Raw genomic sequence first — 26,044 nt, forward strand, 5'->3', positions numbered from 1 at the left:
CGACGGGACCGCTCATGCACCGGGCAGCGGCCCGGCGAGGACCAGCGCGACGTACCCGCCGAGCAGCAGCGGCGGGCCGAAGGCGATCGCGGTGCGCCAGTGCGCGCGGCCCGCGGCCATCAGCAGCAGTGCGCCCAGCGCCCCGATCAGCAGCCCGGCGAAGACCCCGGCCAGGAGCACGCCCCACCCTGCCCAGCCCAGCAGCAGGCCGAGCAGCCCGAGCAGCTTGACGTCCCCGCCACCGAACGAGCGCGGGTCGACCAGCCGGACAGCGGTGAGCACCGCCCACGCCACGGCCGCGGCGAGCAGCGCTCGGCCCACGGCCGGCCAGGTGCCGGTGACCGCACCGTCCACGGCGAGCGCGACGGCGGCGACCAGCGCCGCGGGCCCGGTGACCCGGTCGGGCAGCCGGTGGCTGGCCAGGTCGACCCCGGCCAGGACGACGGCGGCCGCGCCGAACCAGAGCAGGGCGACGGTGGCCGGCCGGGCCCCGGCGAGGGCGGGCGCCGCGGCGAGCGCGGCCCCGGCGAGCAGGCAGGTGAGGAGCACGCGACGGGGAGCCGGCCGGGCGGTGGGGTCGCGGCCGGCCAGCCGGACCGTCACCGCCGCCAGCCAGGGCCCGAGCAGCAGCCCGAGCACCGCCGCGGCGCCGGTCAGCGCGGCGGTCACCGGCGCCGGGTCAGGCGTCGAGCGCGGCGCGCATCGCCGCGATCGGCGCCGGCAGCCCGGTCATCAGCTCGACCTGGGCGGTGGCCTGCCAGAACAGCACCTCGAGGCCGCTGATGGTCGTGCCGCCGGCCTCCTGCACCCGCTGGGCCAGCGGGGTGGGCCAGCCCGCGTACAGCACGTCGAGCACCGTCTGCCCGCGCCACCAGGCCAGGTCGGCCACCGCGGGCTGCCCACCGGCGGGGACGGTGCTCACCACGACGGGCGCGGCGAGGGTGCCGGTGCGGTCCAGCCGCTGCACGTCCGCGGAGACCCCGAGCTCGGCGATCACCCGCAGCAGGTCGCCGGCGCGGGCGGGCTCGCGGACGACGACGTCGATCTGGCGGGCGCCCAGTGACGCCAGCGCGGTGACCGCGGCCGCCGCCGTGCCACCGGCGCCGAGGACCGCGGCGTGGTCGACCCGCTCCACCCCGCCCAGCTGCAGCGCCATGCCGACGCCCTGGACGTCGGTGTTCTCCGCCCGCCACCCGCGGTCGGTGCGCACCAGCGTGTTGGCGGCGTTGAGGAGCCGGGGCAGCTGGTCGACCTCGTCGGCGACCTCGACCGCGGCCTGCTTGCAGGGCATGGTCACCGAGAAGCCGCGCCACTCGGGCCCGAGACCGGCCAGCAGCACCGGCAGGTCCTCCGCACCCACGTCCAGCGCGTCGTAGGTCCACCCGTCCAGCCCCAGCGCGGCGTAGGCCGCCCGGTGCAGCAGCGGGGAGAGCGAGTGGCTGACTGGCCGGCCGAGGACGGCGGCCCGGCCACCCGCCCCCGGCCCGCCGCTCAGTTGCCCGGGTTGTCCTGCAGCCACTGCTGGAAGAGGACGACGTTCTGCTGGTGCTCCTGGCCGGTCACCGCGAACCGGGTCTCGCCGGTGTCGGGGTTGACCACCACGAAGTACCGCCAGTCCCCCGGCGTCGGGTTGAGCACGGCTTCGATGGCGTCCTGCCCCGGGTTGCTGATCGCGCCCGGCGGCAGTCCGGTGTGCACGTAGGTGTTGTAGGGCGAGGGGTTGGCCCGGTCCTGCGGCGTGGTGGTGATGCCGCTCTTGCCGTTGGCGTAGTTGACCGTGGTGTCCAGCTGCAGCGGCATGCCGTCGCCGAGCCGGTTCTCCAGCACCCGCGCCACCATGCCCATGTCCGTGACGTTGCCGGCCTCGGCCTGCACGATGCTGGCCTTGGTGACGACCTCCAGCCGTCGCTCCACCGGGACGCCCAGCTGGTTGAGCACCTGGTCGGCGCGGGCGATCATCGACGACAGCACCGCGGCCGGGGTGTCGTCGGGCGTGACGTCGTAGGTGGCCGGGAAGAGGAAGCCCTCGAGCATGCCGCCCGCGTAGGCGGGCAGCCCCAGCGCGGCCGGGTCGGCCGCCGCCGCCTCCCACTCCGCCAGCGGGATCCCGGTGGCCTCGGCCAGGCGGTTGAGCGTCTGCGCAACGGTCAGGCCCTCCCGCAGGGTCACCTTGGTGACCATCCGGGTCTCGGGGTGCAGCATCAGGTCGAGCGCGGAGGCGCCGGACATCTGCTGGCGCATCGCGTAGACGCCGGGCTGGATGCCGGTGGCCGAGTCGTTCGCCTCGGCCGCCTCCAGGAACGGCCCGGTGGAGGCGATGACGTCGGCGGACACCAGGCTACGGGCGATGGCCCGCAACGAGTCGCCCTCGTTCACGCGGACCTCGACCGCGCCGGTGCCCTGGCCGGTGTAGTCCTCCGACGCCGGGTTGAGCGTGCGCCACAGCGCCTGCCCGCCGAAGACGATGCCCGCGACCAGTCCGCCGAGCACCAGCAGCGACAGCACGATCGTGACCGGCCGGCGACGGCGGCCCGGGGAGCCGCCGTTGCCGTCACCGGACCCGCCGCGCCGGCCGCGTCCGCCGCCGGATCCCCCGCCCGATCCCCCGCCGTGGCCGTCGTCGGCGACCACGACGTCCAGACCACCGGTCCGGTCGTGCGGGAAGTCGTCGTGCTGGTCGAGGTCGTGGCGGTCGAGGTCGTGCTGGTCCAGGTCGTGGCGGTCGGCCTCGCCGTGGCCGGGCTCCTGGACCCCGCCGCCGGCGGGGTCGTCCTCGCCGTCCGGCTCGTCCGTGGCGTGCCGGTCCTCGGCCCAGGCGCGCTGGGCCCAGACCGCGTCGTCCCGGGTCCAGGCCGTGTCGTCGTCGGGACCGAACTCGTCCGCGCCGTCCTCGTCGGCCCAGACCACGGGGTGCACCGCGGTGGCGATCTCGCCAGTGCCGGGGGCCGGGGACGCGGCCGCCGGGCTGGTCACGAGCAGGCCGAGGCCGCCCGCCGGCGGCGGCACGTCCGGCACCTGCCGCCGCCCGGCGCGCCAGCTCGGGTCGGTGTCGCCGACGGTGAACCGGTCGTCCTCGTCGTCGACGGCCGGCGCGGTGGGGGCGCCGTGCGGCAGCAGGTCACGCAGCGGCGGCTGCCGGAGGTCGTCCGCGGGCGTCCGCCCGGTGGGGACCGCCCGGCCGACGGCGCCCGGCCCGGGGACCAGGGGGGCGACGGTGAGCTCGGTGGTGCGCGGCGCGGCGTCCGCGGCGGGGCGCGCGCCGGGGACCGCACTGCTCCCCCGGGCCCAGCCGACCGGCGTCGCGGTCGCAGCGGCACCGCCGCGCAGCACCTGCGAGCCGGGCAGGGCGCCGGTGTCGGACTCGGCCACGTGGCGGCGACGGCCGGCCCGGCCGGCACCGGGCAGCTCGCCCTGGTCCTCGGTCAGCTGCGTCGTGGCACCGCTCCAGGCGGCCAGCAGCTCGGCGGCCGGACGGCCGGCGCCCTCGGCGTCGAGCTGGGAGTGTCGGCCGCGCGGACGCGGCGGGGTCGGGTCGGTCACGAGATGGGCCTCCCGGAGTCGGGGCCAGTACGTGGTCTCCCGTCGAGGTGGCTCTGCAGGATCACGACCGCCGCAGCCTGGTCGATCACCGACCGCTGCCGGCGGCTGTCGATGCCCCCGGCGCGCAGGTGAGTGGCGGCGGTCACGGTGGAGAGCCTTTCGTCGACGAGGTGCACCGGGACGTCCCCGATGCGGCTGGCCAGATCCCGAGCGTAAGTGCTGGCATCTCTTGCCGAGGAACCCGACGCACCGGACAGATGCTTGGGCAATCCCACAACCACCTCGACCACCTCGTGTGTCACAACTAGCCCGGCCAGGTGGTCCAGGTCCCGCTGGTCCTTGGAACGACGCACCGTCTCCAGCGGACTGGCGATGGTGCCGGTGACGTCGGAGAGGGCGACGCCGACGCGGACGGTGCCGACGTCGACGCCCATCCGCCGGCCGGAGACCCAGGCCGGCCCGGGCCGGTCCGGCCCGGTCACCGTGGACGCCGCGGGTCGTCGCCCTCGGCCGGCACATCCGTGCCACCCGCACCCGCCGCCGGGTCGGGCCGGCGGGCCGCGCCCGGCACCCGGGGCGGGTAACCGCCCAGCTGCAGCCGGCCGGTCTCCGGGGCCTGGGTGTCCGGGGCCTGGGTGTCCGGGGCCTGGGTCTGGGTCTGCGGGGCCTGGGCTGGCATCGGCTGGTGCAGTCCCGGTAGCGGGAAGGGCACCCGCTCGGTGCGGTGCACCCCGTCCCCGGCCGGTGCGCCGTCCTGTTGCCGGCCGTCCTGTTGCCGGCCGTCCTGGTCGCCGTCCGCCGGTGCCCGGCCGGGCACCGGCGGGCGACCGGTCTGGGCGACCGGCTCCTCCACCGGCCCGGTGCCGGGCCCGTCGGACGCCGCGCTCACGAGGTGGCCGCCCCGATCGCCTGCCCGACCGCGGCCAGCGCCGCCGGGATGCCCGCCGGGTCGGTGCCGCCGCCCTGGGCGACGTCCGGCTTGCCGCCACCCCGCCCGCCGACCGGCCCGGCCGCGGCCTTGAGCAGGTCGTTGGCGGACAGACCCCGCTGCTGCGCGGCGGGGTTGACCGTGGCGATGAGGGCGACCTTGCCGTCGGCCGCGGAGGCGAGCACGACCGCGGCGGGCTTCTCGCCGAGCCGCCCCCGGACGTCGAGGGCGAGGCTGCGCAGGTCGCCACCGGACAGGCCGGCCGGCGCCCCGGTGACCACCGCGACGCCGCCGACGTCGGTCGCGGACCCGGCCAGGTCGCCGGCGGCCGCCAGCGTCTGCTGGGCGCGCAGGTCGGCGAGCTCCTTGTCGGCGTCACGGAGCCGGGACAGCATCCCGCTGACCCGGTCGACGATCCCGTCCTGCGGGGTCTTGAGCAGGTCGGCGAGCTGGCGCACCAGGTCGCGCTCGCGGGCCAGGTAGCGGAAGCCCTCCAGCCCGACGGCGGCCTCGACCCGGCGGGCACCGGACCCGACCGAGCTCTCGCCGGTCAGCGCCAGCGTGCCGATCTGCGCGCTGCCGCGCACGTGGGTGCCACCGCAGAGCTCCCGGGACCACTCACCGCCGATCTCGACCACGCGCACCTGCTCGCCGTAGGTCTCGCCGAACAGCGCCAGGGCGCCGAACTCACGGGCCTCGGGCAGCGTCATGTACAGCGCGCGCACCCCGTGGTCGGCGCGCACGGCGGCGTTGGCGACGTCCTCGATGTCCAGCCGCTGCCGCGGGGTGAGCGCGCCCTGCCAGGCGAAGTCCAGCCGCAGGTAGCCGGGCCGGTTGTAGGACCCGGACTGCAGCGCCTGCGGGCCGAGCACCTGCCGCAGGGCCGCGTGCAGCACGTGGGTGCCGGAGTGCGCCTGGCACGCCGACAGCCGCCACTCGCGGTCGACCTGGGCGGTGAGCTCGGTGCCGGCGCGCAGCTCCCCCTCCAGCACCCGCACCTGGTGGGCGACCAGGCCCTTCACCGGCCGCTGCACGTCGATGACCTCGGCGCGCCCGCCGTCCCAGGTCAGCTCGCCGGCGTCGGCCACCTGACCGCCGGACTCGGCGTAGAACGGCGTGCGGTCGAGCACCACCCGGGTGATGCCGCCGACGCCGACCACCGGCTCGGCGTCGTCGCTGGTCGCGTCGCCGGACTCGTCGACCACGCCGAGCACCCGGGAGTCGGTGCGCAGGGTGTCGTAGGCCCGCCAGTCGGTGGGGCCGAACTCGCTGAGCAGCCGGCGGTAGGCCAGCACGTCGACCGAGCCGGTGCGCTTGGCGCGGGCATCGGCCCGGGCGCGGTCGCGCTGCTCCTTCATCAGGGCGCGGAACCCGGCCTCGTCGACGGTGACGCCCTGCTCGGCGGCCATCTCCAGCGTGACGTCGATCGGGAAGCCGTAGGTGTCGTGCAGCGAGAACGCCTGCGCACCGGACAGCGCGGGGGTGCCGGCCTGCTTGGCCTGGGTGACCGCGGTGTCGAACAGCGCCGTCCCGGCGGTGAGGGTGCGCCGGAACGCCTCCTCCTCCGCGTAGGCGACGCCGGAGATCCGGGCGAAGTCGCCGGCGAGCTCGGGGTAACTCGCGCTCATCGCGTCACGCGACACCGGCAGCAGCTCCGGCAGGGTGGCCTCGTCGACGCCGAGCAGCTTCATCGACCGGACCGCGCGGCGCAGCAGCCGGCGGAGGATGTACCCGCGGCCCTCGTTGCCGGGGGTGACCCCGTCACCGATGAGCATCAGCCCACTGCGCACGTGGTCGGCGACCACCCGCAGCCGGACGTCGGCCTCGTGGTCGGCGCCGTAGCGCACGCCGGCGAGGTCCGCGGCCCGGCGCAGCACCGGGGCGACCTCGTCGATCTCGTACATGTTGTCGACGCCCTGCAGCAGGTAGGCGACCCGCTCCAGGCCCATGCCGGTGTCGATGTTCTGCTTGGGCAGGTCGCCCAGGATCGGGAAGTCCTTGCCCTCCCCCGGGCCCCGCTCGTACTGCATGAAGACCAGGTTCCAGATCTCCAGGAACCGGTCGCCGGCGCGGTCGACGGCCGGTCCGCCGTCCGGGCCGTACTCCGCCCCGCGGTCGACGTAGATCTCCGAGCAGGGACCGGCCGGCCCGGGCGCCCCGGTGGACCAGTAGTTGTCGTCCATGCCCAGCCGCTGGATCCGCTCCTTCGGCACCCCGGCGATGCGGTGCCAGGCGTCGGCGGCCTCGTCGTCGTCCAGGTAGACCGTCACCCAGATCTTCTCCGGGTCCAAGCCCAGCCCGCCGTCAGCGACCGCCCCGGTGATCAGCTCCCAGGCGTACTGGATCGCCCCCTCCTTGAAGTAGTCACCGAAGGAGAAGTTGCCGTTCATCTGGAAGAACGTGCCGTGCCGGGTGGTCTTGCCCACCTCCTCGATGTCGAGGGTGCGGACGCACTTCTGCACGCTGGTGGCCCGCGGGTACGGCGCGGGCTCACGGCCGGTCAGGTACGGGATGAACGGCACCATCCCGGCCACGGTGAACAGCAGCGAGGGGTCGGGCGACACCAGCGAGGCGCTCGGGACGACGGTGTGCCCGCGCTGCTCGAAGTGCTCCAGGAAGCGGCGGCGGATCTCGGCGGTCTGCATGCGGTGGGTCTCGGTTCTCCAGCCAGCGGGTGCTGCCCGGTCGGGCAGCGGGGAGGGTGGGGCTCAGCTGTCCGCGGCGTGCGCGCCGCGGCGGGTGGGCAGCTCGACCTGGGAGCTGTCGGGCAGCGGGGCGTCCAGGCCGGTGCCGGCGCGCAGCTCCTCCTCGCGCTCGGTCATCGCGGCCCGGACGTCGGCGCCGAAGTCACCGATCGCGTCGGCCAGCTCGCGCAGCCCGTCGGCGAGGTTGCCGGCCATCGACTGCGGCGTCAGCTTCTCCGCGGTCTGGGACAGCTTGCGGACGACGAGCACGCCGATGGTCACGCCCATGGTGAGCCAGAACAGCCGGCGCATCAGGCGGCCTTCCGGGCGGCGCGGCGGGCCCGGCGCTCGTCCTTGGCGCTGCGCTGGGCGTCGGCGAGCGCCTGGCCCTCACGCTTCTTGCGCGCGGCGCTGCGGACGCCGTAGCTGAACGCGGCGACCTTGATCAGCGGGCTGCCCAGGGTGGCGGCGAAGACGCTGGTCAGCGCAGCGACGTTGCTCGAGACGTTGGCGGCGTTGCCGGTGATGTCGTCGACCCGCTCGAGGTTGGCGTTGACGTGGGTGACCGTCGTCGACGCCTGGCTGAGGATCGGCTGGCTCTGCTCCCGGACCTGCCGGATGGTCAGCGTGGTCTCGTCGAGCGTGCGCCCCAGCTTCATCAGCGGCACGGCCACGATGAGCACCAGCAACGCCACCGCGATGGCTGCGATCAGCCCGGCGATCTCTCCTGCGGACACGTGGTGGGTCCCCTTCGTCGTGTTCGGCGTGCGCGGTGGTCGGGCCACCGGTCGAGCAACCCTAGCTGGGCCCGACGACGGTCAGCCCCGCCGACGGACGATCGCCCGCAGCTTGGCCAGCCGGGCGCCGATCTGCGCCTCCACCCCGCGGGCGGTCGGCCGGTAGTAGTCCCGGCCCACCAGCGCGTCGGGCGGGTACTGCTGCGGCACGACCCCGTCGGGGTGGTCGTGCGGGTAGGTGTAGGTCTTCCCGTGGCCGAGCTTCTTCGCCCCGGCGTAGTGCGCGTCGCGAAGCCCGGGCGGCACCGGGCCGGCCAGCCCGGCCCGGACGTCGGCGACGGACTCCCCGATCGCCACGGTGAGCGCGTTCGACTTCGGCGCGGTGGCCAGGTGGGCGACCGCCTGGGCGAGCGGGAAGTGCCCCTCGGGCATCCCGATGAAGGCGACGGCGTCGGCCGCGGCGACCGCGGTCTGCAGCGCCGTGGGGTCGGCCATCCCGATGTCCTCACTCGCCGAGATCACCAGCCGGCGGGCGATGAAGCGCGGGTCCTCCCCCGCCTCCACCATCCGGGCCAGGTAGTGCATCGCCGCGTCGACGTCGGACCCGCGGATCGACTTGATCAGTGCGCTGGCGACGTCGTAGTGCATGTCGCCGGCGCGGTCGTAGCGGACCGCGGCCTGCGCCACCGCGGTCTCCAGGGTGGGCAGGTCGATCTCGGTGGTGCCGGCAGCCAGCGCCGCACCCGCCCCGGACTCCAACGCGGTCAGCGCCTTGCGGCCGTCGCCGCCGGCGATCCGGACCAGGTGCTCCTCGGCCTCTGCGCTCAGCGTCACCGCGCCGTCCAGACCGCGCTCGCTGGTCAGCGCCCGGCGCAGCAGCGTCCGGACGTCGTCGTCGCCCAGCGGCTGCAGCGCGAGCACCAGGCTGCGCGAGAGCAGCGGGCTGACCACGGAGAAGAACGGGTTCTCCGTGGTGGCCGCGATCAGGCTCACGATCCGGTCCTCCACCGCCGAGAGCAGGGAGTCCTGCTGCGTCTTGGAGAACCGGTGCACCTCGTCGATGAACAGCACCGTGCGCCGGCCGGCCATCGTGAGCTCGCGCTTGGCGGAGCTGATGACCGCGCGGACCTCCTTGACCCCGGAGTCCAGCGCGGACAGCTGCACGAACTGGCGCTTGGTGGCCAGGCTGATCACGTGCGCCAGCGTGGTCTTGCCGGTGCCGGGCGGCCCGTACAGGACCAGCGACATCGGCTCGTCGGCCTCCACCAGGCGGCGCAGCGGCGCGCGGGCACCGAGCAGGTGGGTCTGCCCGACCACCTCGTCCAGCGAGCGGGGCCGCATGCGGACCGCCAGCGGCGCACCCGGGTCGACCGGCGCGCCGCCGTCCTCGTCCGGAGCGGGGTCGAACAGCGAACTCACGGTTGCGACGCTACCCGCGGGGCACGACGGTCCCATGGAGCAGCGACGCATCGGCGACCGCACCGTCAGCGCCATCGGCCTGGGGGCGATGCCCCTGTCGACCAAGGACGAGCGGCCCTCGTCCGCCGACGCCGAGGCGGTGGTGCACGCGGCGCTGGACGCCGGCGTGACGCTCATCGACACCGCCGACGCCTATGCCCGGGACGAGGCCGAGTTCGGGCACAACGAGGAGCTGGTCGCCCGGGCCCTGCGCTCCTACGGCGGGGGCACCGGCGACGTCCTGGTGGCGACCAAGGGCGGGCACACCCGGCGCGGCAGCGACTGGGAACTGGACGGCCGGCCCGAGTACCTGCGGCGGGCGTGCGAGGCCTCGCTGCGCCGCCTGGGCGTGGACGCGATCGGGCTCTACCAGTTCCACCGGCCCGACCCCGCGACGCCGTGGGAGGAGTCGATGGGCGCGCTGCGGTCGCTGGTGGACGACGGGCTGGTGCGGCTGGCCGGGATCTCCAACGCCGACGTCGCGCAGATCGACACCGCCCGGGAGGTCGTCGGCCCGGCGCTGGTCAGCGTGCAGAACCAGTTCTCCCCCGGCTGGCGCTCCTCGGCCGGCGAGCTCGCCCACTGCGCCGAGCTCGGGCTGGCGTTCATCCCGTGGAGCCCGTTCGGCGGGGTGTCCTCGGCGAAGTCGCTGGGGTCGACCGCCGACGCGTTCGCCGCGGTGGCCGACGAGGTCGGCGTCTCCGTGTACCAGGTGACCCTGGCCTGGCACCTGGCCCAGGCCGACGTCGTCGTCCCCATCCCGGGCGCGTCCCGGCCGGAGTCGATCGTCGACTCCGCGGCGGCCGCCGACCTGCGACTGACCCCCGACCAGCTCGCCCGCCTCGACTCCGCCGGTTGACCCCCGGGGGGGCCAGTTCGTTACAGCGGCAGCAACGTTCAAGGAGTGGTCGAGGCTCAGGTTCAGACCTGCCGAGTGAGCAGTTGCGGTCGCCGACACGGTCGGACACGTCGAGCTGAACGGCCGTGAGTGTTCACGCGGCGGGCCGGCAGCTGTGTGCACAGGCTCAGGCGCTCTCCACAGATGCCGGCACGGCCGGTCGGAGTCCGGGTTCCCGGGTGAACGTGCCGGAGTGCCGGACCGAGAGCTCAGGACGACGTACACCCGCTCGGACGCCGATCGCGCGGGCCTGACCCGCGCCCAGCTCCGCGACGACGGGCGGCGCATCAGCCGTGGCGTCTACGTGTCCGCGGCGCGAGCGCTGACCGTGCGTTCGGCGTGCGAGGCCCTGTCGGCGGCGCTGCCCGCACCTGCCGCCTTCGGCGACCTCACCGCAGCGGCGCTGCTCGGCGCACCCGTGCCGCACACCTGGCCGCTCCACGTCGTGGTCCCACCGGGTGCCCGCCGGCCCCGCCGGGCGCGCGTCGTCGCACGCGTCCGTGACCTGCTGCCAGCCGACCGCGCGCTGATCGGTGGCCTGCCGGTGACGTCGGCGGCCCAGACGTGGCTGGACCTGGCCGCGCACCTGCCCACTGCGGAGCTCGTGGCCGTCGGTGACGCCCTGTGGCGAGCCGGACACCTCGACGCCGCGAGGCTGCGGGAACGGCTGGCGCGGGCGGACGGGGTGCGCGGCGTGACCCGCGCGAGGACCTGGGCACCGCGGCTCACGCCGAAGTCGGCCTCACGACCGGAGAGCCTCCTCCGCGTGCACCTGATCGAGGGCGACGTCCCCGACCCGGAACCGCAGCTCCCCCTGTGGGACCGACGCGGGCGGGAGGTGGTGCACGCGGACCTCGGCTACCGGCGTTGGCGCGTCGCCGTCGAGTACGAAGGCCGCCAGCACGCCGAACTCCGCCAGTTCCGCGCGGACATCGACCGCTACACGCTGATGGCCGCGGACGGCTGGCTGCTGTTGCGGTTCGGCGACGTCCACCTCGCACGCCCGTGGACGGTCGTCGACCGCGTGGCCCGCGCGCTGCGCAGCCGTGGCGCCAGGTGGTGAACCCCGAGTGAGCAGTCGTGGTCGTCCGACGCGGCGTGTCCGCACGTGTCGGCGACCACAACTGCCCACTCGGGCAGGGGCACGTCGAGCGAGGAGGGGTCAGGCCTTCTTCGACGGGTCGGTCGGGCCGGGGGCGCCAGGCTCGCCGGGGGCCGGCTCGGCGTCGGGGTCGACGTCGATGCCGGCCTCCTTCCGCTGCGCCGCGGTGATCGGCGTCGGCGCGCCGGTCAGCGGGTCGTAGCCGGCGCCGGTCTTCGGGAAGGCGATGACCTCACGGATGGAGTCGACCCCGGCCAGCAGCGCGGTCAGCCGGTCCCAGCCGATCGCGGCACCCGCGTGCGGCGGCGGGCCGTAGTCGAAGGCCTCCAGGAACCAGCCGAACTGGGCCCGGGCCTCCTCCAGCGTCATGCCGAGGGTCTGGAACACCCGCTCCTGCAGCTCGGCGTCGTGGATGCGGACCGACCCGCTCATCAGCTCGTTGCCGTTGCAGACCAGGTCGTAGGCGTCCGACAGCGCCGCGCCCTTGTCCTCGGCGAAGCGCTCCCGCCACTCCGGGGTGGGCGAGGTGAACGGGTGGTGCATGAAGGTCCAGTCGCCGTCCTCGGTCTGCTCGAACATCGGGAAGTCGACGACGAACAGGAACGACCACGAGCCGGGCTCGATCAGCTCCAGCCGCTTGGCGACCTCGTTGCGCGCCGCACCGAGCAGCTCCTGGGCCTGCCGGCGGGGGCCGGCGGCGAAGAAGACGCAGTCGCCCGGCGCCGCGCCGACGGCCTCGACCAGCCCGGCCCGCTCGGCCTCGGAGATGTTCTTGGCCACCGGCCCGCCGAGCGTGCCGTCGTCGGCCACGGTGACGTAGGCCAGGCCCTTGTAGCCGCGCGACCGCGCCCAGTCCTGCCAGGCGTCGAAGGCCCGCCGCGGCTGCGACCCGCCGCCGGGCATCACGATCGCGCCGACGTAGGGCGCTTGGAAGACCCGGAAGGGCGTCTCGGCGAAGTAGGAGGTCAGCTCGGTGAGCTCGACGCCGAAGCGCAGGTCGGGCTTGTCGGAGCCGAACCGGTCCATCGCCTCGCGGTAGGTCATCCGCGGGATCTCCGGGATCTCGTACGCGGCCAGCTCGCGCCACAGCGCCCGGATGACGTGCTCGGCGACGGCCAGGACGTCGTCCCGGTCGACGAAGCTCATCTCGAAGTCCAGCTGGGTGAACTCCGGCTGCCGGTCGGCGCGGAAGTCCTCGTCCCGGAAGCAGCGGGCGATCTGGTAGTAGCGCTCCAGGCCGCCGACCATCAGCAACTGCTTGAACAGCTGCGGCGACTGCGGCAGCGCGTACCAGTGGCCCGGCTGCAGCCGCACCGGGACGACGAAGTCGCGGGCGCCCTCGGGGGTGGAGCGGGTCAGCGACGGGGTCTCGACCTCGGTGAACCCGTGCTGGGCCATCACCCCGCGGGCGATCCGGTTCACCTCGCTGCGCAGCCGCAGCGCGGAGGCCGGACCCTGCCGACGGAGGTCGAGGTAGCGGTACTTGTAGCGGACGTCGTCCCCGGCCGCCTGGGCGGTCTCGATCGGGAAGGGCAGCGGCGCGGCGGCCGAGAGCACGGTCAGCTCCGACGCGACGACCTCGATCTCCCCGGTGGAGAGCTCGGCGTTCTCGTTCCCGGCGGGACGGCGCTGCACCTGCCCGGTCACGAGCACGCAGTACTCGTTGCGCAGGGCGTGCGCCTCCTCCTCGCGGACGACGACCTGGGCGTAGCCCGAGGAGTCCCGCAGGTCGAGGAAGACGACCCCGCCGTGGTCGCGGCGGCGGGCGACCCAGCCGGCGAGGGTGACCGTGGAGCCGGCGTCGGAGGCGCGCAGCGCCCCGGCGTCGTGGGTGCGGAGCAAGGGAGTGCCTTTCTCAGGGAGTGCGGAGCGAGGAGGTGTTCACCAGCGGTCGTGCACGTGGGCGCGGATCCGCTCGTCGTACACCCGCTCGAGGTCGGCCAGCTGGCCCTCGGTGAGCGACGGGAGCGAGGCGGCGGCCACGTTGTCCAGCGCCTGCTGGACGTTGCGGGCGCCGGGGATGACGGTCGTGACGCCGGGCTGGTCGATCACCCAGCGCAACGCGAAGCCGGCGGTGGAGACGTCCGGGCCGGCGATCTCGGCGACCTCGCGCGCGGCGGCCAGGCCCACGTCGAACGGCACGCCGGCGAAGGTCTCGCCGACGTCGAAGGCCTCGCCGTTGCGGTTGTAGTTGCGGTGGTCGTCGGCGGCGAACGTGGTCGACTCGTCGTACTTGCCGGTGAGCAGGCCGCTGGCCAGCGGCACCCGGGCGAGGACGCCGACCTGGGCGCGCTGCGCGGCGGGCAGCAGCTGCTCCAGCGGCTTGCGCCGGAAGATGTTGAGGATGACCTGGATCGTCTGCACGCCGGGGTGCTGCAGCGCGGTGAGGCCCTCCGTCACCGTCTCCACCGAGACGCCGTAGGCGGCGATCGCCTGCTCCTCGACCAGCGCGTCGAGGGTGTCGTAGACCCGCTCGTCGGAGTAGACGGTCGGCGGCGGGCAGTGCAGCTGGACCAGGTCGAGGGTGTCGACGCCGAGGTTCGTGCGCGAGCGGTCGATCCAGGCGCGCAGGTTCGCCGGGGTGTACTCCTCGGCGGTGAACGGGTCGGCGCGCCGGCCGGCCTTGGTGGCGACGAACGGGCGCTCGCCACGGGCGGCCAGCGCCTGGCGGATGCGCTGCTCGGAGCGGCCGTCGCCGTAGACGTCGGCGGTGTCCAGCAGGGTCACCCCGGCGTCGAGCGCGGCGTCCAGGACGGCGGCGGCGTCGGCCTCGGTGACCTCGCCCCAGTCACCGCCCAGCTGCCAGGTGCCCAGCCCGACGACGGACACGTCGGCACCGGTGCGGCCGAGCGGGCGGGTCTCCAGCGGGGTCGAGGAAGTCACAGTCACGCACCAACCGTCGCACGCACGCGCTCGAACAGCTCGCCCAGGGGGACGGCGACCTGCTCCTGGGTGCGCAGGTCCTTCAGCTGCGCCACCCCGTCGGCGAGGTCCCGCTCCCCCAGCACCACGGCGTGCGTGGCGCCGGAGCGGTCGGCGGCCTTCATCGCGCCCTTGAGCCCGCGGTCGCCGTACACGGTGTCGGCGGGGACGCCGGCCTCGCGCAGCTGCCCGACCAGCCGGACGGCCAGGCGCTTGGCCTCCGCCCCCAGCGGGACGACGAAGGCCTGCACCCCGGCGCTCGCGCCCAGGTCCAGCCCCTCGGCCTGCACCGCGAGCAGGGTGCGGTCGACGCCGACGGCGTAGCCGATGCCCGACAGGTCCGGGCCGCCGAGCGCCGCGGACAGCCCGTCGTAGCGCCCGCCGCCGCCGATCGCGGACTGCGCGCCCAGACCCGAGTGCACGAACTCGAAGGTGGTCTTCGTGTAGTAGTCCAGCCCGCGGACCAGCCGCGGCGCCTCGGTCCAGGTCACGCCCAGGTCGGTCAGGTGCTGCCGGACGGCGTCGTAGTGCGCCTTGGTGGTGTCCGAGAGGTGGTCGACCATCAGCGGGGCGTCGGCCAGCTGGGCCTGCACCTCGGGCCGCTTGTCGTCCAGCACCCGCAGCGGGTTGATCTCCGCGCGGCGCCGGGTCTCCTCGTCCAGGTCCAGCTTCGCCAGGAACGCCACCAGCAGCTCGCGGTACTGCGGCCGGCAGGTCGCATCACCGAGCGAGGTCAGCAGCAGCTCGAAGTCGCGCAGGCCCAGGTCGCGGAAGCCCTGCACCGCCAGGGCGACCACCTCGGCGTCCAGCGCCGGGTCGTCGACCCCGAGGGCCTCGCAGTCGACCTGGGTGAAGTGCCGGTACCGGCCGGCCTGCGGCCGCTCGTAGCGGAACGCCGAGCCGACGGCCCACAGCTTCACCGGCAGGGCGCCGGAGTACAGCCGGTGCTCGATGAACGAGCGCATCAGCCCGGCGGTGAGCTCCGGGCGCAGCGTCAGCGACCGGCCGCCGCGGTCGGTGAAGGTGTACATCTCCTTGGAGACGACGTCGGTGGACTCCCCCACCCCGCGGGAGAAGACCGCGGTGTCCTCGAACGTCGGCGTCTCGATGTAGCCGTAGCCGGCCCGGCGCAGCGGCGCGGTCAGCGTGTCGCGCACCGCGAGGAACTGCGCCGAGGCCGGCGGCAGCGTGTCGAACGTCCCCTTGGGAGCCCGCATGGGCTCGGTCATCAGAGTCCTCGTCCCTTCGGTGCCGAGGCGGCCTCGGCGAGATACGGGTTGGTGGCGCGCTCGCGCCCGATCGTCGTCGCCGGTCCGTGCCCGGGCAGCACGACCGTCTCGTCGTCCAGCGGCAGGACGACGTCGCGCAGCGAGCCGAGCATGTCCTCCCACGACCCGCCGGGCAGGTCGACCCGGCCGACCGAGCCGGCGAAGAGGACGTCACCGGCGAGCAGGCCGGGAGCGTCACCGAGGTCGAGGGAGAAGACCACCGAGCCCCGGGTGTGGCCCGGCGCGTGCCGCACCGTGAGGTCGACGCCGGCCAGCGAGATCGTCGCCCCGTCGGCCAGCGGCAGGACGTCGGCGGGGTCCGGGAGGCGCACGCCGGTGATCAGCGGGGCGAGCTGGGGGCCGTGCCAGCGGGCCGGGTCCGACAACATGCCGGTGTCCTCGGGGTGCAGGTAGGCGGGGATGTCGTAGCCCTCGCAGACCGGCAGCACCGAGAACGTGTGGTCGAGATGGCCGTGGGTGAGCACGACGGCCACCGGCTTGAGGCCGTCGTCGGCCAGCATCCGCGCCAGCGGTTCGACGGCGTCCATCCCCGGGTCGACGACGACGCACTCCTGCCCGGCCCCGGGGGCGACGGCGTAGCAGTTCGTGCCGAACGCACCGGCGGGGAACGAGCGGATGAGCACCCGTGCAGGTTACGCGGCTGTGATCACCTCCAGCCGCGCTGCCAGGGAACGGGCAGCCAGGCCACCTACACTGCGCATCCGACACCGCCGGGGCACGTGACCACCGCCGTCCCCGAGCACGCCGCACGCCGAGGAGCCCGAGAAGAGTGCCGACCAACAAGCAGCGCCGTCAGGCCGCCCAGCGACACCTGCAGCGTCAGCTGGAGCGCCGTGAGCAGCTGGCCCGCAAGCGCCGCCGCAACGTGCTCATCGGGGTCACGGTCATCGCCGTGCTGGCCGTGGTGGCCGCCGTCTTCATCATCACCGGGATCACCGGCGAGGACGACACGGCGAACACCGCGGGCGGGGCGAGCGACAACAGCACCGGTGCCGCCGTCGTCGACGGCAGCGACGGCACCTGCGACTTCACCGAGGCCACCCGCGGCGAGACGACCACCGACGTCGGCACCCCGCCGGCCGAGGTGCCGACCACCGGCACGGTCGCGGTGACGATGACGACGAACGTCGGGGCGATCCCGCTCGCCCTGGACCAGGAGAGCGCCCCCTGTGCCGCGGCCAGCATGGTGTACCTGGCCCAGCAGGGCTTCTACGACGGCACCACCTGCCACCGGGAGACCGCCTCGGAGACGCTGAGCGTGCTGCAGTGCGGCGACCCCAGCGCCACCGGCACCGGCGGGCCGAGCTACGAGTTCCCGACCCAGGTCACCGGTGACGAGACCTACCCCCGGGGGACGCTGGCCATGGCCAACAACGGCTCCGGCTTCGACGGCAGCCAGTTCTTCCTGGTCTACGCCGACAGCACCCTGCCGCCGAACTACACCGTCTTCGGCACGATCGACGAGGCCGGGCTGCAGGTGCTGGACACCATCGCGGCCGCCGGCATCGTCGACGGCGCGCAGGACGGCGCCCCGGCCCAGCCGGTCACCATCGAGGCGATGACCGTCCAGCAGTAGCCGTCCGGTACGACGCACCACGGCCCGGTCCCTCCGCGAGGGACCGGGCCGTGCTGCGTCCGGGGCCGGCCGCGCCGATACCGTCCGGGCGTGAGGCAGCACGTGGCCCGGGACGTGGCGGTGGTCTGCCTGGTGTGGGCCGCGGTGGTCCAGCTGGCGTCGTGGGAGCGCCCGGGGCTGCCTCTGCTGCTGAGCACCGCCGCCGCCGTCGTGCTGCTGCTCCCCGACCGCGGACCCGGGCGGCCGGACCGCCACCCCTGACCGACCGCTCAGCCGGTGGTCAGCCGGTGGTCAGCCGGACCAGGCCACGGTCGCCCACGTGGTCGACCACCGCGAAGACCTCGAACCGGTCGGCCGCCAGCTCACCGCGGCGGTTCGCCGCCCAGTCCAACACCGCAGGGACGTCCGCCCCGGAGATCTCGTACTCGTCGGCCGCCGACCCCGGTGGCCGCCCCTCGTCGCCGGGAGTGCCCCACCAGAAGTACACGCGGTACCGCGGCTGGTCGATCTCCCAGCGCACGTCCCGTGGGTCGACGCCGCGGACGTCCACCCCTACGCCTCGCCGATGGCGCGACTCCGCGCCGCGGTCCGCTCCTCGGTCGCCGGCGCTCCCTGCGCTGCTCCCGCCGTCGGGCCCCCTCTCAGGGGCCCGCCGCGAGCGTGCGAGCGGCGGGGGGAGAGGGGGTCCTTCATCACGCGGTGACGCGCTCGACGTCGAAGACGCCGTCGACGTTGCGCACCGTCTGCAGCACCGCGCCGAGGTGCGCGGGGTCGGCCAGCTCGAAGGTGAACCGGCTGATCGCCACCCGGTCGCGGCTGGTCTGCACCGACGCGGAGAGGATGTTGACCCGCTCGTCGGCCAGCGCCCGGGTGACGTCGGAGAGCAGCCGGTGCCGGTCCAGCGCCTCGACCTGGATGGCCACCAGGAAGACCGCGCCGGGCTGGGAGGCCCAGTCGACCTCCACCAGCCGCTCGGGCTTGCTCCGCAGGTCCCCGGCGTTGGTGCAGTCGGTGCGGTGCACGCTCACGCCGCCGCCGCGGGTGACGAAGCCGAGTATGTCGTCGCCCGGTACCGGGGTGCAGCACTTGGCGAGCTTGGCCCACACGTCGGTCATGCCGTGCACGACGATGCCCGGGTCGCCGCTGGCCGTGCGCGCCACGGTGCGCTTGGTGGGGATCGCGGTCTCGGCGATGTCCTCGGTGGCGCCCTCGGAGCCGCCCAGCGCGGTGAGCAGCTTCTCCACGATCGACGCCGCGGAGACCTGGTTCTCCCCCACCGCCGCGTACAGCGCGCTGACGTCGCTGAAGTGCAGGTCCGCGGCGAGGGTGGCCAGCGCCTCCCCGCCCAGCAGCCGCTGCAGCGGCAGGCCTGCCTTGCGCATCGCCTTGGTCAGCGCGTCCTTGCCTGCCTCGACGGCGTCCTCGCGGCGCTCCTTGGTGAACCACTGCCGGATCTTCGTGCGCGCCCGGGACGAGCCGACGAACGCCAGCCAGTCCTTGGAGGGGCCGGCGGTCGGCGAGCGCGAGGTGAACACCTCGACGACGTCGCCGTTGGACAGCTTGCTGTCCAGGGAGACCAGGTTGCCGTTGACCCGCGCACCGATGCAGCGGTGCCCGACCTCGGTGTGCACCGCGTAGGCGAAGTCGACCGGGGTGGCCTCGCCGGGCAGGCTGATGACGTCGCCCTTGGGCGTGAAGACGAAGACCTCCTGCGGGCCCAGGTCGTACCGCAGGGTCTCCAGGAACTCGCCGGGCTCCTGCGCCTCCCGCTGCCAGTCCAGCAGCTGGCGCAGCCACAGCATGTCGTCGCCGGCGGTACCCGGTGCGGGGCCGGCCTGGATGCCGCCGCTGCGCAGCTTGTCCTTGTACTTCCAGTGCGCCGCGATGCCGTACTCCGCGGTGCGGTGCATCTCGTGGGTGCGGATCTGCAGCTCGACCGGTTTGCCCTGCGGGCCGATCACCGTGGTGTGCAGCGACTGGTACATGTTGAACTTCGGCATCGCCACGAAGTCCTTGAACCGGCCGGGCACCGGCTGCCAGTGCGCGTGCATGATGCCCAGGGCCGCGTAGACGTCGCGCACCGACTCGACCAGGATGCGGATCCCGACCAGGTCCCAGATGTCGGTGAAGTCCCGCCCGCGGACGATCATCTTCTGGTAGATCGAGTAGTAGTGCTTGGGCCGACCGGTGACGGTGGCCTCGATCTTCGAGGCCTTGAGCTGCTCGGTGACCTGGCTGGTCACCTCCGCGATGAAGGTGTCCCGGGACGGCGCCCGTTCGGCGACCAGCCGGACGATCTCGTCGTACCGCTTGGGGTAGAGCGTGGCGAACGCGAGGTCCTCGAGCTCCCACTTGATGGTGTTCATGCCCAGCCGGTGGGCCAGCGGGGCGAGGATCTCCAGCGTCTCGCGCGCCTTCTTCTCCTGCTTCTCCGGCGGGAGGAAGCGCAGCGTGCGCATGTTGTGCAGCCGGTCGGCGAGCTTGATGACCAGCACCCGCGGGTCGCGGGACATCGCCACGATCATCTTGCGGATCGTCTCGGCCTGCGCCGCGTCGCCCAGCTTGACCCGGTCGATCTTGGTGACGCCGTCGACCAGGTGGGCGACCTCGGGGCCGAAGTCGGCGCGGATGGTCTCCAGCGTGACGCCGGTGTCCTCCACGGTGTCGTGCAGCAGTGCGGCCACCAGCGTGGTGGTGTCCATCCCCAGCCCGGCCAGCACGGTGGCGACCGCCAGCGGATGGGTGATGTAGGGATCGCCGCTCTTGCGCTTCTGCGGAGCGTGCGCCTCCTCGGCGACGTCGTAGGCCCGCTGCAGCAGCAGCAGGTCGGCCTTCGGGTGGCTCTGCCGGTGCAGCACGGCCAGCGGCTCGAGCACCGGGCGGATCCCGGTGGAGCGCTGGCCGGCGACGATGCGGCGGGCCAGCCGGTCGCGGACCCGCCGGCGGGGCACCGCCTCGGCGTCGCCGCCGGGCTCGGGCGTGACGTCGTCGGGGCGGCGGACGGCCGGCCGCTCGGGCAGGGCCGCGCGGGGCGGCTCGACCTCGACGGCGGGCGCGTCGGACGTCCGCGGTGCGGCGACGTCACCGGCCACGAGAGCTCCTGCCTGTCGAGGAGGATGGGACCCATCCCATGCTAGCCGCGCCCCGGGCGGGTCGGCCGGTCGTGCCCCCCGGGCGGGTGGGTCAGCCCGCCGGGACCAGGTCGGTCAGCCCTCCGGGACCAGGTCGGTCAGCCCTCCGGGACGTCGCGCTGCAGCTCGGCCAGCCACACCCGGGCCGTCGCGTCCGACGGCGCGCGCCAGTCACCCCGCGGTGAGAGCGAGCCCCCGGCCGAGACCTTGGGGCCGTTCGGCATCGCCGAGCGCTTGAACTGGCTGAAGGCGAAGAACCGCTGGCAGAACACCTCCAGCCAGTGCCGGATCTCACCCAGCTGGTAGGACACCCGCCGGTCGTCCGGGAACCCGGCCGGCCACTCCCCCACCTCGGCGTCGGCCCAGGCGTGCAGCGCGAGGAAGGCGATCTTCGAGGGCCGCATGCCGTAGCGCAGCACGTGGAAGAGGGTGAAGTCCTGCAGGGCGTAGGGCCCCACCTTCGCCTCGGTGCTCTGCACCGGCTCGCCCGCGCCGGCCGGGACCAGCTCCGGGCTGATCTCCGCGGCGAGGATCCGCTCCAGCGTGCGCAGCACCGGCTCGTCGAACTGGCGGGAGGAGACCACCCAGCGGATCAGGTGCTGGATGAGCGTCTTGGGCACCCCGCCGTTGACGTTGTAGTGCGACATCTGGTCACCGACGCCGTAGGTCGACCAGCCCAGCGCGATCTCCGAGAGGTCGCCGGTGCCCAGCACGATCCCGCCGCGCTGGTTGGCCAGCCGGAACAGGTAGTCGGTGCGCAGGCCGGCCTGGACGTTCTCGAAGGTCACGTCGTAGACCGGCTCGCCGCGGCCGGCGGGGTGGCCCATGTCGGTCAGCAGCCGGGTGGCCGCCGGGCGGATGTCGATCTCCTCGAACGTCACCCCCAGCGCCCGGGCGAGGGCGACGGCGTTGGCCTTGCTCTCCTCCCCGGTCGCGAAGCCGGGCATGGTGAACGCCAGGACGTCGCTGCGCGGGCGGCCGGCCCGGTCCATCGCCTGGGCGGCGACGATCAGCGCGTGGGTCGAGTCGAGCCCGCCGGAGACGCCGATGACCACCTTCGGCCAGCCGATCGACGCCAGCCGCCGCTCCAGGCCGACGACCTGGATGTTGTAGGCCTCGTAGCAGTCCTGGGCCAGCCGCTCGGGGTCGGCCGGCACGAACGGGAAGCGGTCCAGCCGGCGGCGCAGGCCCAGGTCGCCCGTCGGGGGCTGGAGCCGGAACTCCACCCGCCGGTGGTGCAGCCGTCCGGCCAGCGCCCGCCGGTTGTCGTCGAAGGTGCCCATCCGGGCCCGCTCGGCGCGCAGCACGTCCAGGTCGACGTCGGCGACCGACCGGCGCGGCCCGTCGGGGAAGCGGTCGGACTCGGCGAGCAGGACGCCGTTCTCCCAGACCATGGTCTGCCCGTCCCAGGACAGGTCGGTGGTCGACTCGCCCTGCCCGGCGGCCGCGTACACGTAGGCGGCCAGGCAGCGGATGGACGTCGCCTGCGCGAGGGTGGCCCGCTGGTCGGCCCGCCCGACGGTGATCGGGCTGCCGGAGAGGTTGGCCAGCACGGTGGCCCCGGCCAGGGCCGCCTCGGCGCTGGGCTGGACCGGGACCCACATGTCCTCGCAGATCTCCACCGCGAGCACCAGGCCCGGCACGTCGACGGCGTCGAACAGCAGGTCCGGGCCGAAGGGCACCGGCTGCCCGGCGACCGTGTGCACCTCACCGGCGGCGTCGACCCCGGAGGCGAGCTGGCGGCCCTCGTAGAACTCCCGGTAGGTGGGGAGGTAGGACTTCGGCACCACGCCCAGCACCCGGCCACGGTGGACGACGACGGCGGTGTTGTAGACCCGGTTGCGGTGACGCAGCGGAGCCCCGACCACCAGCACCGGGGTCAGCTCGGCCGATCCGGCGACGACGTCGGCGACGGCCGCCTCCACCGCGTCCAGCAGCGGGTCCTGCAGCAGCAGGTCCTCGATCGAGTAGCCGGACAGGAACAGCTCCGGGAACACCGCGACGGCGACGCCCTCGGCCGAGCACTCCCGGGCCTGCGCCAGCACGGCGGCGGCGTTGGCCGCCGGGTCGGCGATCGTCACCGGCAGGGTGACCGCCGCCACCCGCGCGAAGCCGTGCCGGTAGACGGAGCGGAACCGGGTCGCGGTCTCCTCAGCTGCTGGGCTCACGCGCCGATCATGTCATCCGGCGCCGGTGGCTCAGGTCGTCCAGAGGGAGTGCACCGGGTGCGGCGCGACGCGCTGCCGCCCGCCGAGGGCACCCAGCTCGATCACCACCGAGACCGCGGTGACCACGCCGCCGAGCTGCTCGAGCAGGGCGACCGCCGCCCCCAGCGTGCCGCCGGTGGCGAGGACGTCGTCCACCAGCAGCACCCGCTGGCCCGGGCGGATCGAATCGGTGTGCAGCTCCAAGGTCGCGGTGCCGTACTCCAGCGCGTAGTCGGCCGACACCCGCTCGCGGGGCAGCTTGCCCGCCTTGCGGATCGGCACGACCCCGGTGCCGGTGCGCACGGCCACCGCCGCGGCGAGCAGGAAGCCGCGCGCCTCGACCCCGGCGACCACGTCGAAGCCCGGGTCCGGGGCGCCGTCCGGGCGCCCGTCACCCCGGCCCAGCGCCGCCACCCGCGGGTCGACACCGGCCGGCTCGGCCAGCGCGTCGACGACGCGGCGGAAGGCGCCGGCGTCGGCGAACACCGGGGTCAGGTCCCGGAACAGCACCCCGGGCTCGGGGAAGTCCGGGATGGTGACCGCGATCGACGCGACCAGCTCGTCGATCGGCAGCGGCGTGCCGGCTGCGGGGGCCGCCGCGGCGGGTTCGGCGCTCACCGGCGCTTCTTGCCCGCCGGCCGCTGCCCACGGGCCGGTCGCTGCCCCGGACGCGGGGTGCTCGTGCCGCCCCGGCCGGCCCCCGGCTGCGGCGAGGCAGCCTGCACCGACGACGGCGACTCGACCTGCACGTCGGCCGCCGGCCGCTCCGGCAGCGTCCCCGCGCGGTCGGACCCTGGCCGCTCGGCGGTGGCCACCGCCGACCGCCGGGTCGACCCGCCACGGCGGGCGCTGGCCACCGGCCCGGCGGCCTGGTGCCCGCCGCTGCGGGCCTCGGCGGCCCGGCGGGCGAGCACGCGCTTGCGCAGTGCCTGCTGCTCGGGCTCCCGTTCCTTGAGCTCGGCGAGCACCGGGGTGGCCAGGAAGATGGAGCTGTACGTCCCGGCCGCCAGGCCGACGAACAGCACCAGCGCGAGGTCCTTGAGGGTGCCCGCGCCCAGCAGCCCGGCGCCGACGAACAGCAGCCCGGCCACCGGCAGCAGCGCGATGACCGAGGTGTTGATCGAGCGCATCAGGGTCTGGTTGACCGCCAGGTCCGACGCCTCGGTGAAGGTCGACCGGCTGCTCTTGGTCAGGTCCTTGACGTTCTCGTCGACCTTGTCGAAGACGACGACGGTGTCGTAGAGGGAGAAGCCGAGGATGGTGAGCAGCCCGATCACCGTCGACGGCGAGACCTCGAAGCCGACCAGCGCGTAGACGCCCGCGGTGACGATGATGTCGTGCAGCAGCGCGACGATCGCCGCGACGGCCATCTTCGGCTGGAACCGGATCGCGAGGAACGCGACGACGGCGACCAGGAAGACCGCCAGGGCGATCAGCGCCTGGTTGGTGACGTCGCCGCCCCAGTCCGCGCTCACCGACTGCGGGCTGACCTCGGACCGGTCGACACCGGCGGCCTCGGCCACGGCGTCGACGACGGCGCTCTCGGTGTCGTTGTCCAGCTCGCTGGTGCGCAGCAGCACGGAGTCGCCGCCGACCACCTGGGCGCTGGCCACCTCGGCCCCGGCTCCCTCGGCGGCCTCGCGGACGTCGGCGAGCTGCTCGCTGGTGGCCGGCACCCGCAGGCTGTTGCCGCCGGCGAACTCGATGCTGAAGTTGAAGCCGCGGACGACCATCGCCAGCGCGCACAGCAGCACGACGACGGCGGTGACCCGGAACCAGAACCGGCGCTTGGCGACGACGGCCAGGCCGACCTCGCCGTTGTAGAGCCGGTGCGCCAGCGACGCCCGCTGCGGGCGCGCCGCGGCGCCACCCTCCGCGGGCAGGCCGGCGTCGGCGAGCGCCTGGTCACCGACGCTGTCCTCGGCGGCCTGGGCGGGCACGGCGGCCTCGTCGACGGACTCGTCGGCGGCGGATCCGGCCGGCACCGGGGCCGTGTCCGGCGTCTGGTCGGCGTCGTCCCGTGGGGTGGTCATCGCGCGCTCCCGTTCGTGCTGCTGCCGGCGCCGACCAGCTCGGGCGCGCGCGCCGCCGGTGGTGCGGTCCGGTGTCCGCGGTCGACCCGGCCGAGGCCGGAGAAGCGGTTGGACCCGAAGGACCTGACCCGGCTCAGCACCGCCATCAGCGGGTGGGTGAAGAGGAAGACCACGATGAGGTCGAGCACGGTCGACAGCCCGAGGGTGAAGGCGAAGCCCTTCACGTCACCGATGGCCAGCCAGTAGAGGATCGCCGCGGCCAGGAAGCTCACCGCGTCGGCGGAGAGGATCGTCCGCCGGGCACGCACCCAGGCCCGGGGGACGGCGCTGCGCAGCGAGCGCCCCTCGCGGATCTCGTCCTTGAGCCGTTCGAAGTAGACGACGAACGAGTCGGCGGTGATGCCGATCGAGACGATGAACCCGGCGATGCCGGCCAGGCTGAGCGCCAGCCCCAACTCGCGGCTGAGCAGCACCAGGCTGCCGTAGACCACGACCGCCGAGAGCACCAGGCTGGCGATCATCACCAGCCCGAGCAGGCGGTAGTAGACCAGCGCGTACACGAACACCAGCGCGACGCCGATGGCGCCGGCGATGAGCCCGGCGCGCAGCTGCTCCTCCCCCAGCTCCGTCGTGATCGTCTGCGCGGTCGCCTGCTCGAAGGTCAGCGGCAGGGCCCCGTACTTCAGCTGGTTGGCGAGCTCGGTCGCCTCGGCCTGGGTGAAGTTGCCGGTGATCTCGGTGCGGCCACCGACGATGGCGCTGTTGATCGTCGGGGCGGAGACCACCCGGCCGTCCAGGGTGATCGCGACGCTGTTGCCGACGTTGGCGGTGGTGAAGGTGGCCCACGCGTCGGCGCCGGAGTTGTTCAGCGACAGGTCGACGATCCACTCGCCGGTACCGGCGCGGGTGCCGGTGGAGGCGTCGGTGACGTCGGTGCCCTCGAGCACCGACGGGCCCAGCAGGTACTTGACCGTGCCGTCGTCGCTGCAGGCCGCGATGAAGTCCCCGGGCTGGTCGACGTCGGCGGTCTGGTCCTCGCAGGTCAGGGTGGCGAACTCGGCGGCCGCCTGCTCCTGGGTGACCGGGGACCCGCTCTCCTCGGCAGCCGGGTCCTCGGCCGGCTCCTCGGTCGGCGCGGCGTCCTCGGCGGGCGGGGTCACCGGCTCGCCCTGCAGGACCGGGCGGAAGCGCAGCTGCGCGGTGGTGCCCAGCTCGCGGGCGCGCTCGCCGTCCTCACCGGGCACCGAGATGACGATGTTGCTGTCGCCCTCGGTGACCACCTCGGCCTCGGCCACGCCCAGGCCGTTGACGCGCTGTTCGATGATCCGCCGGGCGAGCTCGAGGTCCTCGCGGGCCGGGGCCTCACCGCCCGGCGTGCGCGCGGTGAGGGTGACGGTGGTCCCGCCCTGGAGGTCCAGGCCGAGCTGGGGGGTGCGCTGGTCACCGGTGAGGAAGACGAGTGCGTACAACCCCGCGACGATCAGCAGGAAGGCCGCGAAGTAGCGGCGCGCAGAGAGCTGGCGGGCAGCCATGGGAGGC

At 74.4% G+C, this 26,044-nt stretch carries 23 protein-coding genes; 4 read left to right on the forward strand and 19 right to left on the reverse strand.

Annotation, left to right across the window (positions count from 1 at the left end):
* Positions 1 to 12: 12 nt before the first annotated feature.
* From ACI795_RS07605 to ACI795_RS07645, 9 genes are all read right to left on the reverse strand, one after another.
* Positions 13 to 669 carry a prepilin peptidase gene (locus ACI795_RS07605; protein ID WP_457074845.1) on the reverse strand — a complete coding sequence of 219 codons (657 nt, stop codon included), beginning with the start codon at positions 667 to 669 and terminating at the stop codon, positions 13 to 15.
* A gap of 10 nt (positions 670 to 679) precedes the next feature.
* The gene (locus tag ACI795_RS07610; RefSeq protein WP_457074846.1) at positions 680 to 1,519 is read right to left on the reverse strand and encodes a shikimate dehydrogenase; all 840 of its coding nucleotides are present in this window, start codon (positions 1,517 to 1,519) and stop codon (positions 680 to 682) included.
* Complete coding sequence (gene mltG, locus ACI795_RS07615) at positions 1,492 to 3,540, reverse strand: endolytic transglycosylase MltG (RefSeq protein ID WP_457074847.1); 2,049 nt, start codon at positions 3,538 to 3,540, stop codon at positions 1,492 to 1,494. The genes ACI795_RS07610 and mltG overlap by 28 nt, the downstream gene beginning before the upstream one ends.
* The gene (ruvX, locus tag ACI795_RS07620) at positions 3,537 to 4,022 is read right to left on the reverse strand and encodes a Holliday junction resolvase RuvX (protein WP_457074848.1); all 486 of its coding nucleotides are present in this window, start codon (positions 4,020 to 4,022) and stop codon (positions 3,537 to 3,539) included. Before ruvX ends, mltG begins: the two co-directional genes overlap by 4 nt.
* Positions 4,019 to 4,429 carry a hypothetical protein gene (locus tag ACI795_RS07625; protein ID WP_457074849.1) on the reverse strand — a complete coding sequence of 137 codons (411 nt, stop codon included), beginning with the start codon at positions 4,427 to 4,429 and terminating at the stop codon, positions 4,019 to 4,021. Before ACI795_RS07625 ends, ruvX begins: the two co-directional genes overlap by 4 nt.
* Positions 4,426 to 7,113, reverse strand: a complete 2,688-nt coding sequence (gene alaS / locus ACI795_RS07630; protein ID WP_457074850.1) for an alanine--tRNA ligase — start codon at positions 7,111 to 7,113, stop codon at positions 4,426 to 4,428. Before alaS ends, ACI795_RS07625 begins: the two co-directional genes overlap by 4 nt.
* A 63-nt stretch (positions 7,114 to 7,176) precedes the next feature.
* The gene (locus ACI795_RS07635) at positions 7,177 to 7,464 is read right to left on the reverse strand and encodes a hypothetical protein (RefSeq protein ID WP_457074852.1); all 288 of its coding nucleotides are present in this window, start codon (positions 7,462 to 7,464) and stop codon (positions 7,177 to 7,179) included.
* Entirely contained in the window at positions 7,464 to 7,889 is a 426-nt protein-coding gene (locus ACI795_RS07640; RefSeq protein WP_457074854.1) for a DUF948 domain-containing protein, read from the reverse strand. Before ACI795_RS07640 ends, ACI795_RS07635 begins: the two co-directional genes overlap by 1 nt.
* 81 nt (positions 7,890 to 7,970) lie before the next feature.
* Positions 7,971 to 9,308 (reverse strand): replication-associated recombination protein A, encoded by a 1,338-nt coding sequence (locus ACI795_RS07645; protein WP_457074855.1) that lies wholly within the window; start codon positions 9,306 to 9,308, stop codon positions 7,971 to 7,973.
* Positions 9,309 to 9,342: 34 nt separating this feature from the next.
* On the opposite strand from ACI795_RS07645, the gene ACI795_RS07650 reads away from it, so the two are divergent.
* Both ACI795_RS07650 and ACI795_RS07655 read left to right on the forward strand, forming a co-directional pair.
* Positions 9,343 to 10,206: an aldo/keto reductase gene (locus ACI795_RS07650; protein WP_457074857.1), complete on the forward strand. Its 864-nt coding sequence runs from the start codon at positions 9,343 to 9,345 to the stop codon at positions 10,204 to 10,206.
* A 232-nt stretch (positions 10,207 to 10,438) separates the two neighbouring features.
* On the forward strand, positions 10,439 to 11,308 hold the full coding sequence (locus tag ACI795_RS07655; protein ID WP_457074860.1) for a hypothetical protein: 870 nt from the start codon (positions 10,439 to 10,441) through the stop codon (positions 11,306 to 11,308).
* Positions 11,309 to 11,407: 99 nt separating this feature from the next.
* Here ACI795_RS07655 and aspS read toward each other — a convergent pair whose 3' ends face one another.
* The 4 genes from aspS to ACI795_RS07675 are packed head-to-tail and all read right to left on the reverse strand — an operon-like array spanning position 11,408 to position 16,181.
* Positions 11,408 to 13,189, reverse strand: coding sequence for an aspartate--tRNA ligase (aspS, locus tag ACI795_RS07660; RefSeq protein ID WP_457074862.1), 1,782 nt, complete (start codon positions 13,187 to 13,189; stop codon positions 11,408 to 11,410).
* Between the two features lie 39 nt (positions 13,190 to 13,228).
* Positions 13,229 to 14,236: an aldo/keto reductase gene (locus tag ACI795_RS07665; protein WP_457074864.1), complete on the reverse strand. Its 1,008-nt coding sequence runs from the start codon at positions 14,234 to 14,236 to the stop codon at positions 13,229 to 13,231.
* Positions 14,233 to 15,498: a histidine--tRNA ligase gene (gene hisS, locus ACI795_RS07670; protein WP_457074866.1), complete on the reverse strand. Its 1,266-nt coding sequence runs from the start codon at positions 15,496 to 15,498 to the stop codon at positions 14,233 to 14,235. The genes ACI795_RS07665 and hisS overlap by 4 nt, the downstream gene beginning before the upstream one ends.
* Positions 15,498 to 16,181: an MBL fold metallo-hydrolase gene (locus ACI795_RS07675; protein ID WP_457074868.1), complete on the reverse strand. Its 684-nt coding sequence runs from the start codon at positions 16,179 to 16,181 to the stop codon at positions 15,498 to 15,500. The genes hisS and ACI795_RS07675 overlap by 1 nt, the downstream gene beginning before the upstream one ends.
* 146 nt (positions 16,182 to 16,327) lie before the next feature.
* Between ACI795_RS07675 and ACI795_RS07680 the strand changes: the two genes are divergently transcribed.
* Complete coding sequence (locus ACI795_RS07680) at positions 16,328 to 17,134, forward strand: peptidylprolyl isomerase (protein WP_457074869.1); 807 nt, start codon at positions 16,328 to 16,330, stop codon at positions 17,132 to 17,134.
* Between the two features lie 90 nt (positions 17,135 to 17,224).
* The gene (locus ACI795_RS07685) at positions 17,225 to 17,395 is read left to right on the forward strand and encodes a hypothetical protein (protein ID WP_457074871.1); all 171 of its coding nucleotides are present in this window, start codon (positions 17,225 to 17,227) and stop codon (positions 17,393 to 17,395) included.
* A 19-nt stretch (positions 17,396 to 17,414) separates the two neighbouring features.
* Here the strand turns inward: ACI795_RS07685 and ACI795_RS07690 are convergent, their stop codons facing one another.
* From ACI795_RS07690 to secD, 6 genes are all read right to left on the reverse strand, one after another.
* Entirely contained in the window at positions 17,415 to 17,684 is a 270-nt protein-coding gene (locus ACI795_RS07690; RefSeq protein WP_457074873.1) for a hypothetical protein, read from the reverse strand.
* A 142-nt stretch (positions 17,685 to 17,826) separates the two neighbouring features.
* Complete coding sequence (locus ACI795_RS07695) at positions 17,827 to 20,226, reverse strand: RelA/SpoT family protein (RefSeq protein ID WP_457074875.1); 2,400 nt, start codon at positions 20,224 to 20,226, stop codon at positions 17,827 to 17,829.
* A gap of 137 nt (positions 20,227 to 20,363) precedes the next feature.
* Positions 20,364 to 22,433: an NAD(+) synthase gene (locus ACI795_RS07700; protein WP_457074877.1), complete on the reverse strand. Its 2,070-nt coding sequence runs from the start codon at positions 22,431 to 22,433 to the stop codon at positions 20,364 to 20,366.
* A 30-nt stretch (positions 22,434 to 22,463) separates the two neighbouring features.
* The gene (locus ACI795_RS07705) at positions 22,464 to 23,090 is read right to left on the reverse strand and encodes an adenine phosphoribosyltransferase (RefSeq protein ID WP_457074879.1); all 627 of its coding nucleotides are present in this window, start codon (positions 23,088 to 23,090) and stop codon (positions 22,464 to 22,466) included.
* Positions 23,087 to 24,505: a protein translocase subunit SecF gene (gene secF / locus ACI795_RS07710; RefSeq protein WP_457074880.1), complete on the reverse strand. Its 1,419-nt coding sequence runs from the start codon at positions 24,503 to 24,505 to the stop codon at positions 23,087 to 23,089. The genes ACI795_RS07705 and secF overlap by 4 nt, the downstream gene beginning before the upstream one ends.
* Positions 24,502 to 26,037 carry a protein translocase subunit SecD gene (gene secD, locus ACI795_RS07715; RefSeq protein WP_457074882.1) on the reverse strand — a complete coding sequence of 512 codons (1,536 nt, stop codon included), beginning with the start codon at positions 26,035 to 26,037 and terminating at the stop codon, positions 24,502 to 24,504. The genes secF and secD overlap by 4 nt, the downstream gene beginning before the upstream one ends.
* Positions 26,038 to 26,044 lie beyond the last annotated feature (7 nt).

The sequence above is a fragment of the Modestobacter sp. SYSU DS0290 genome (assembly GCF_054050955.1).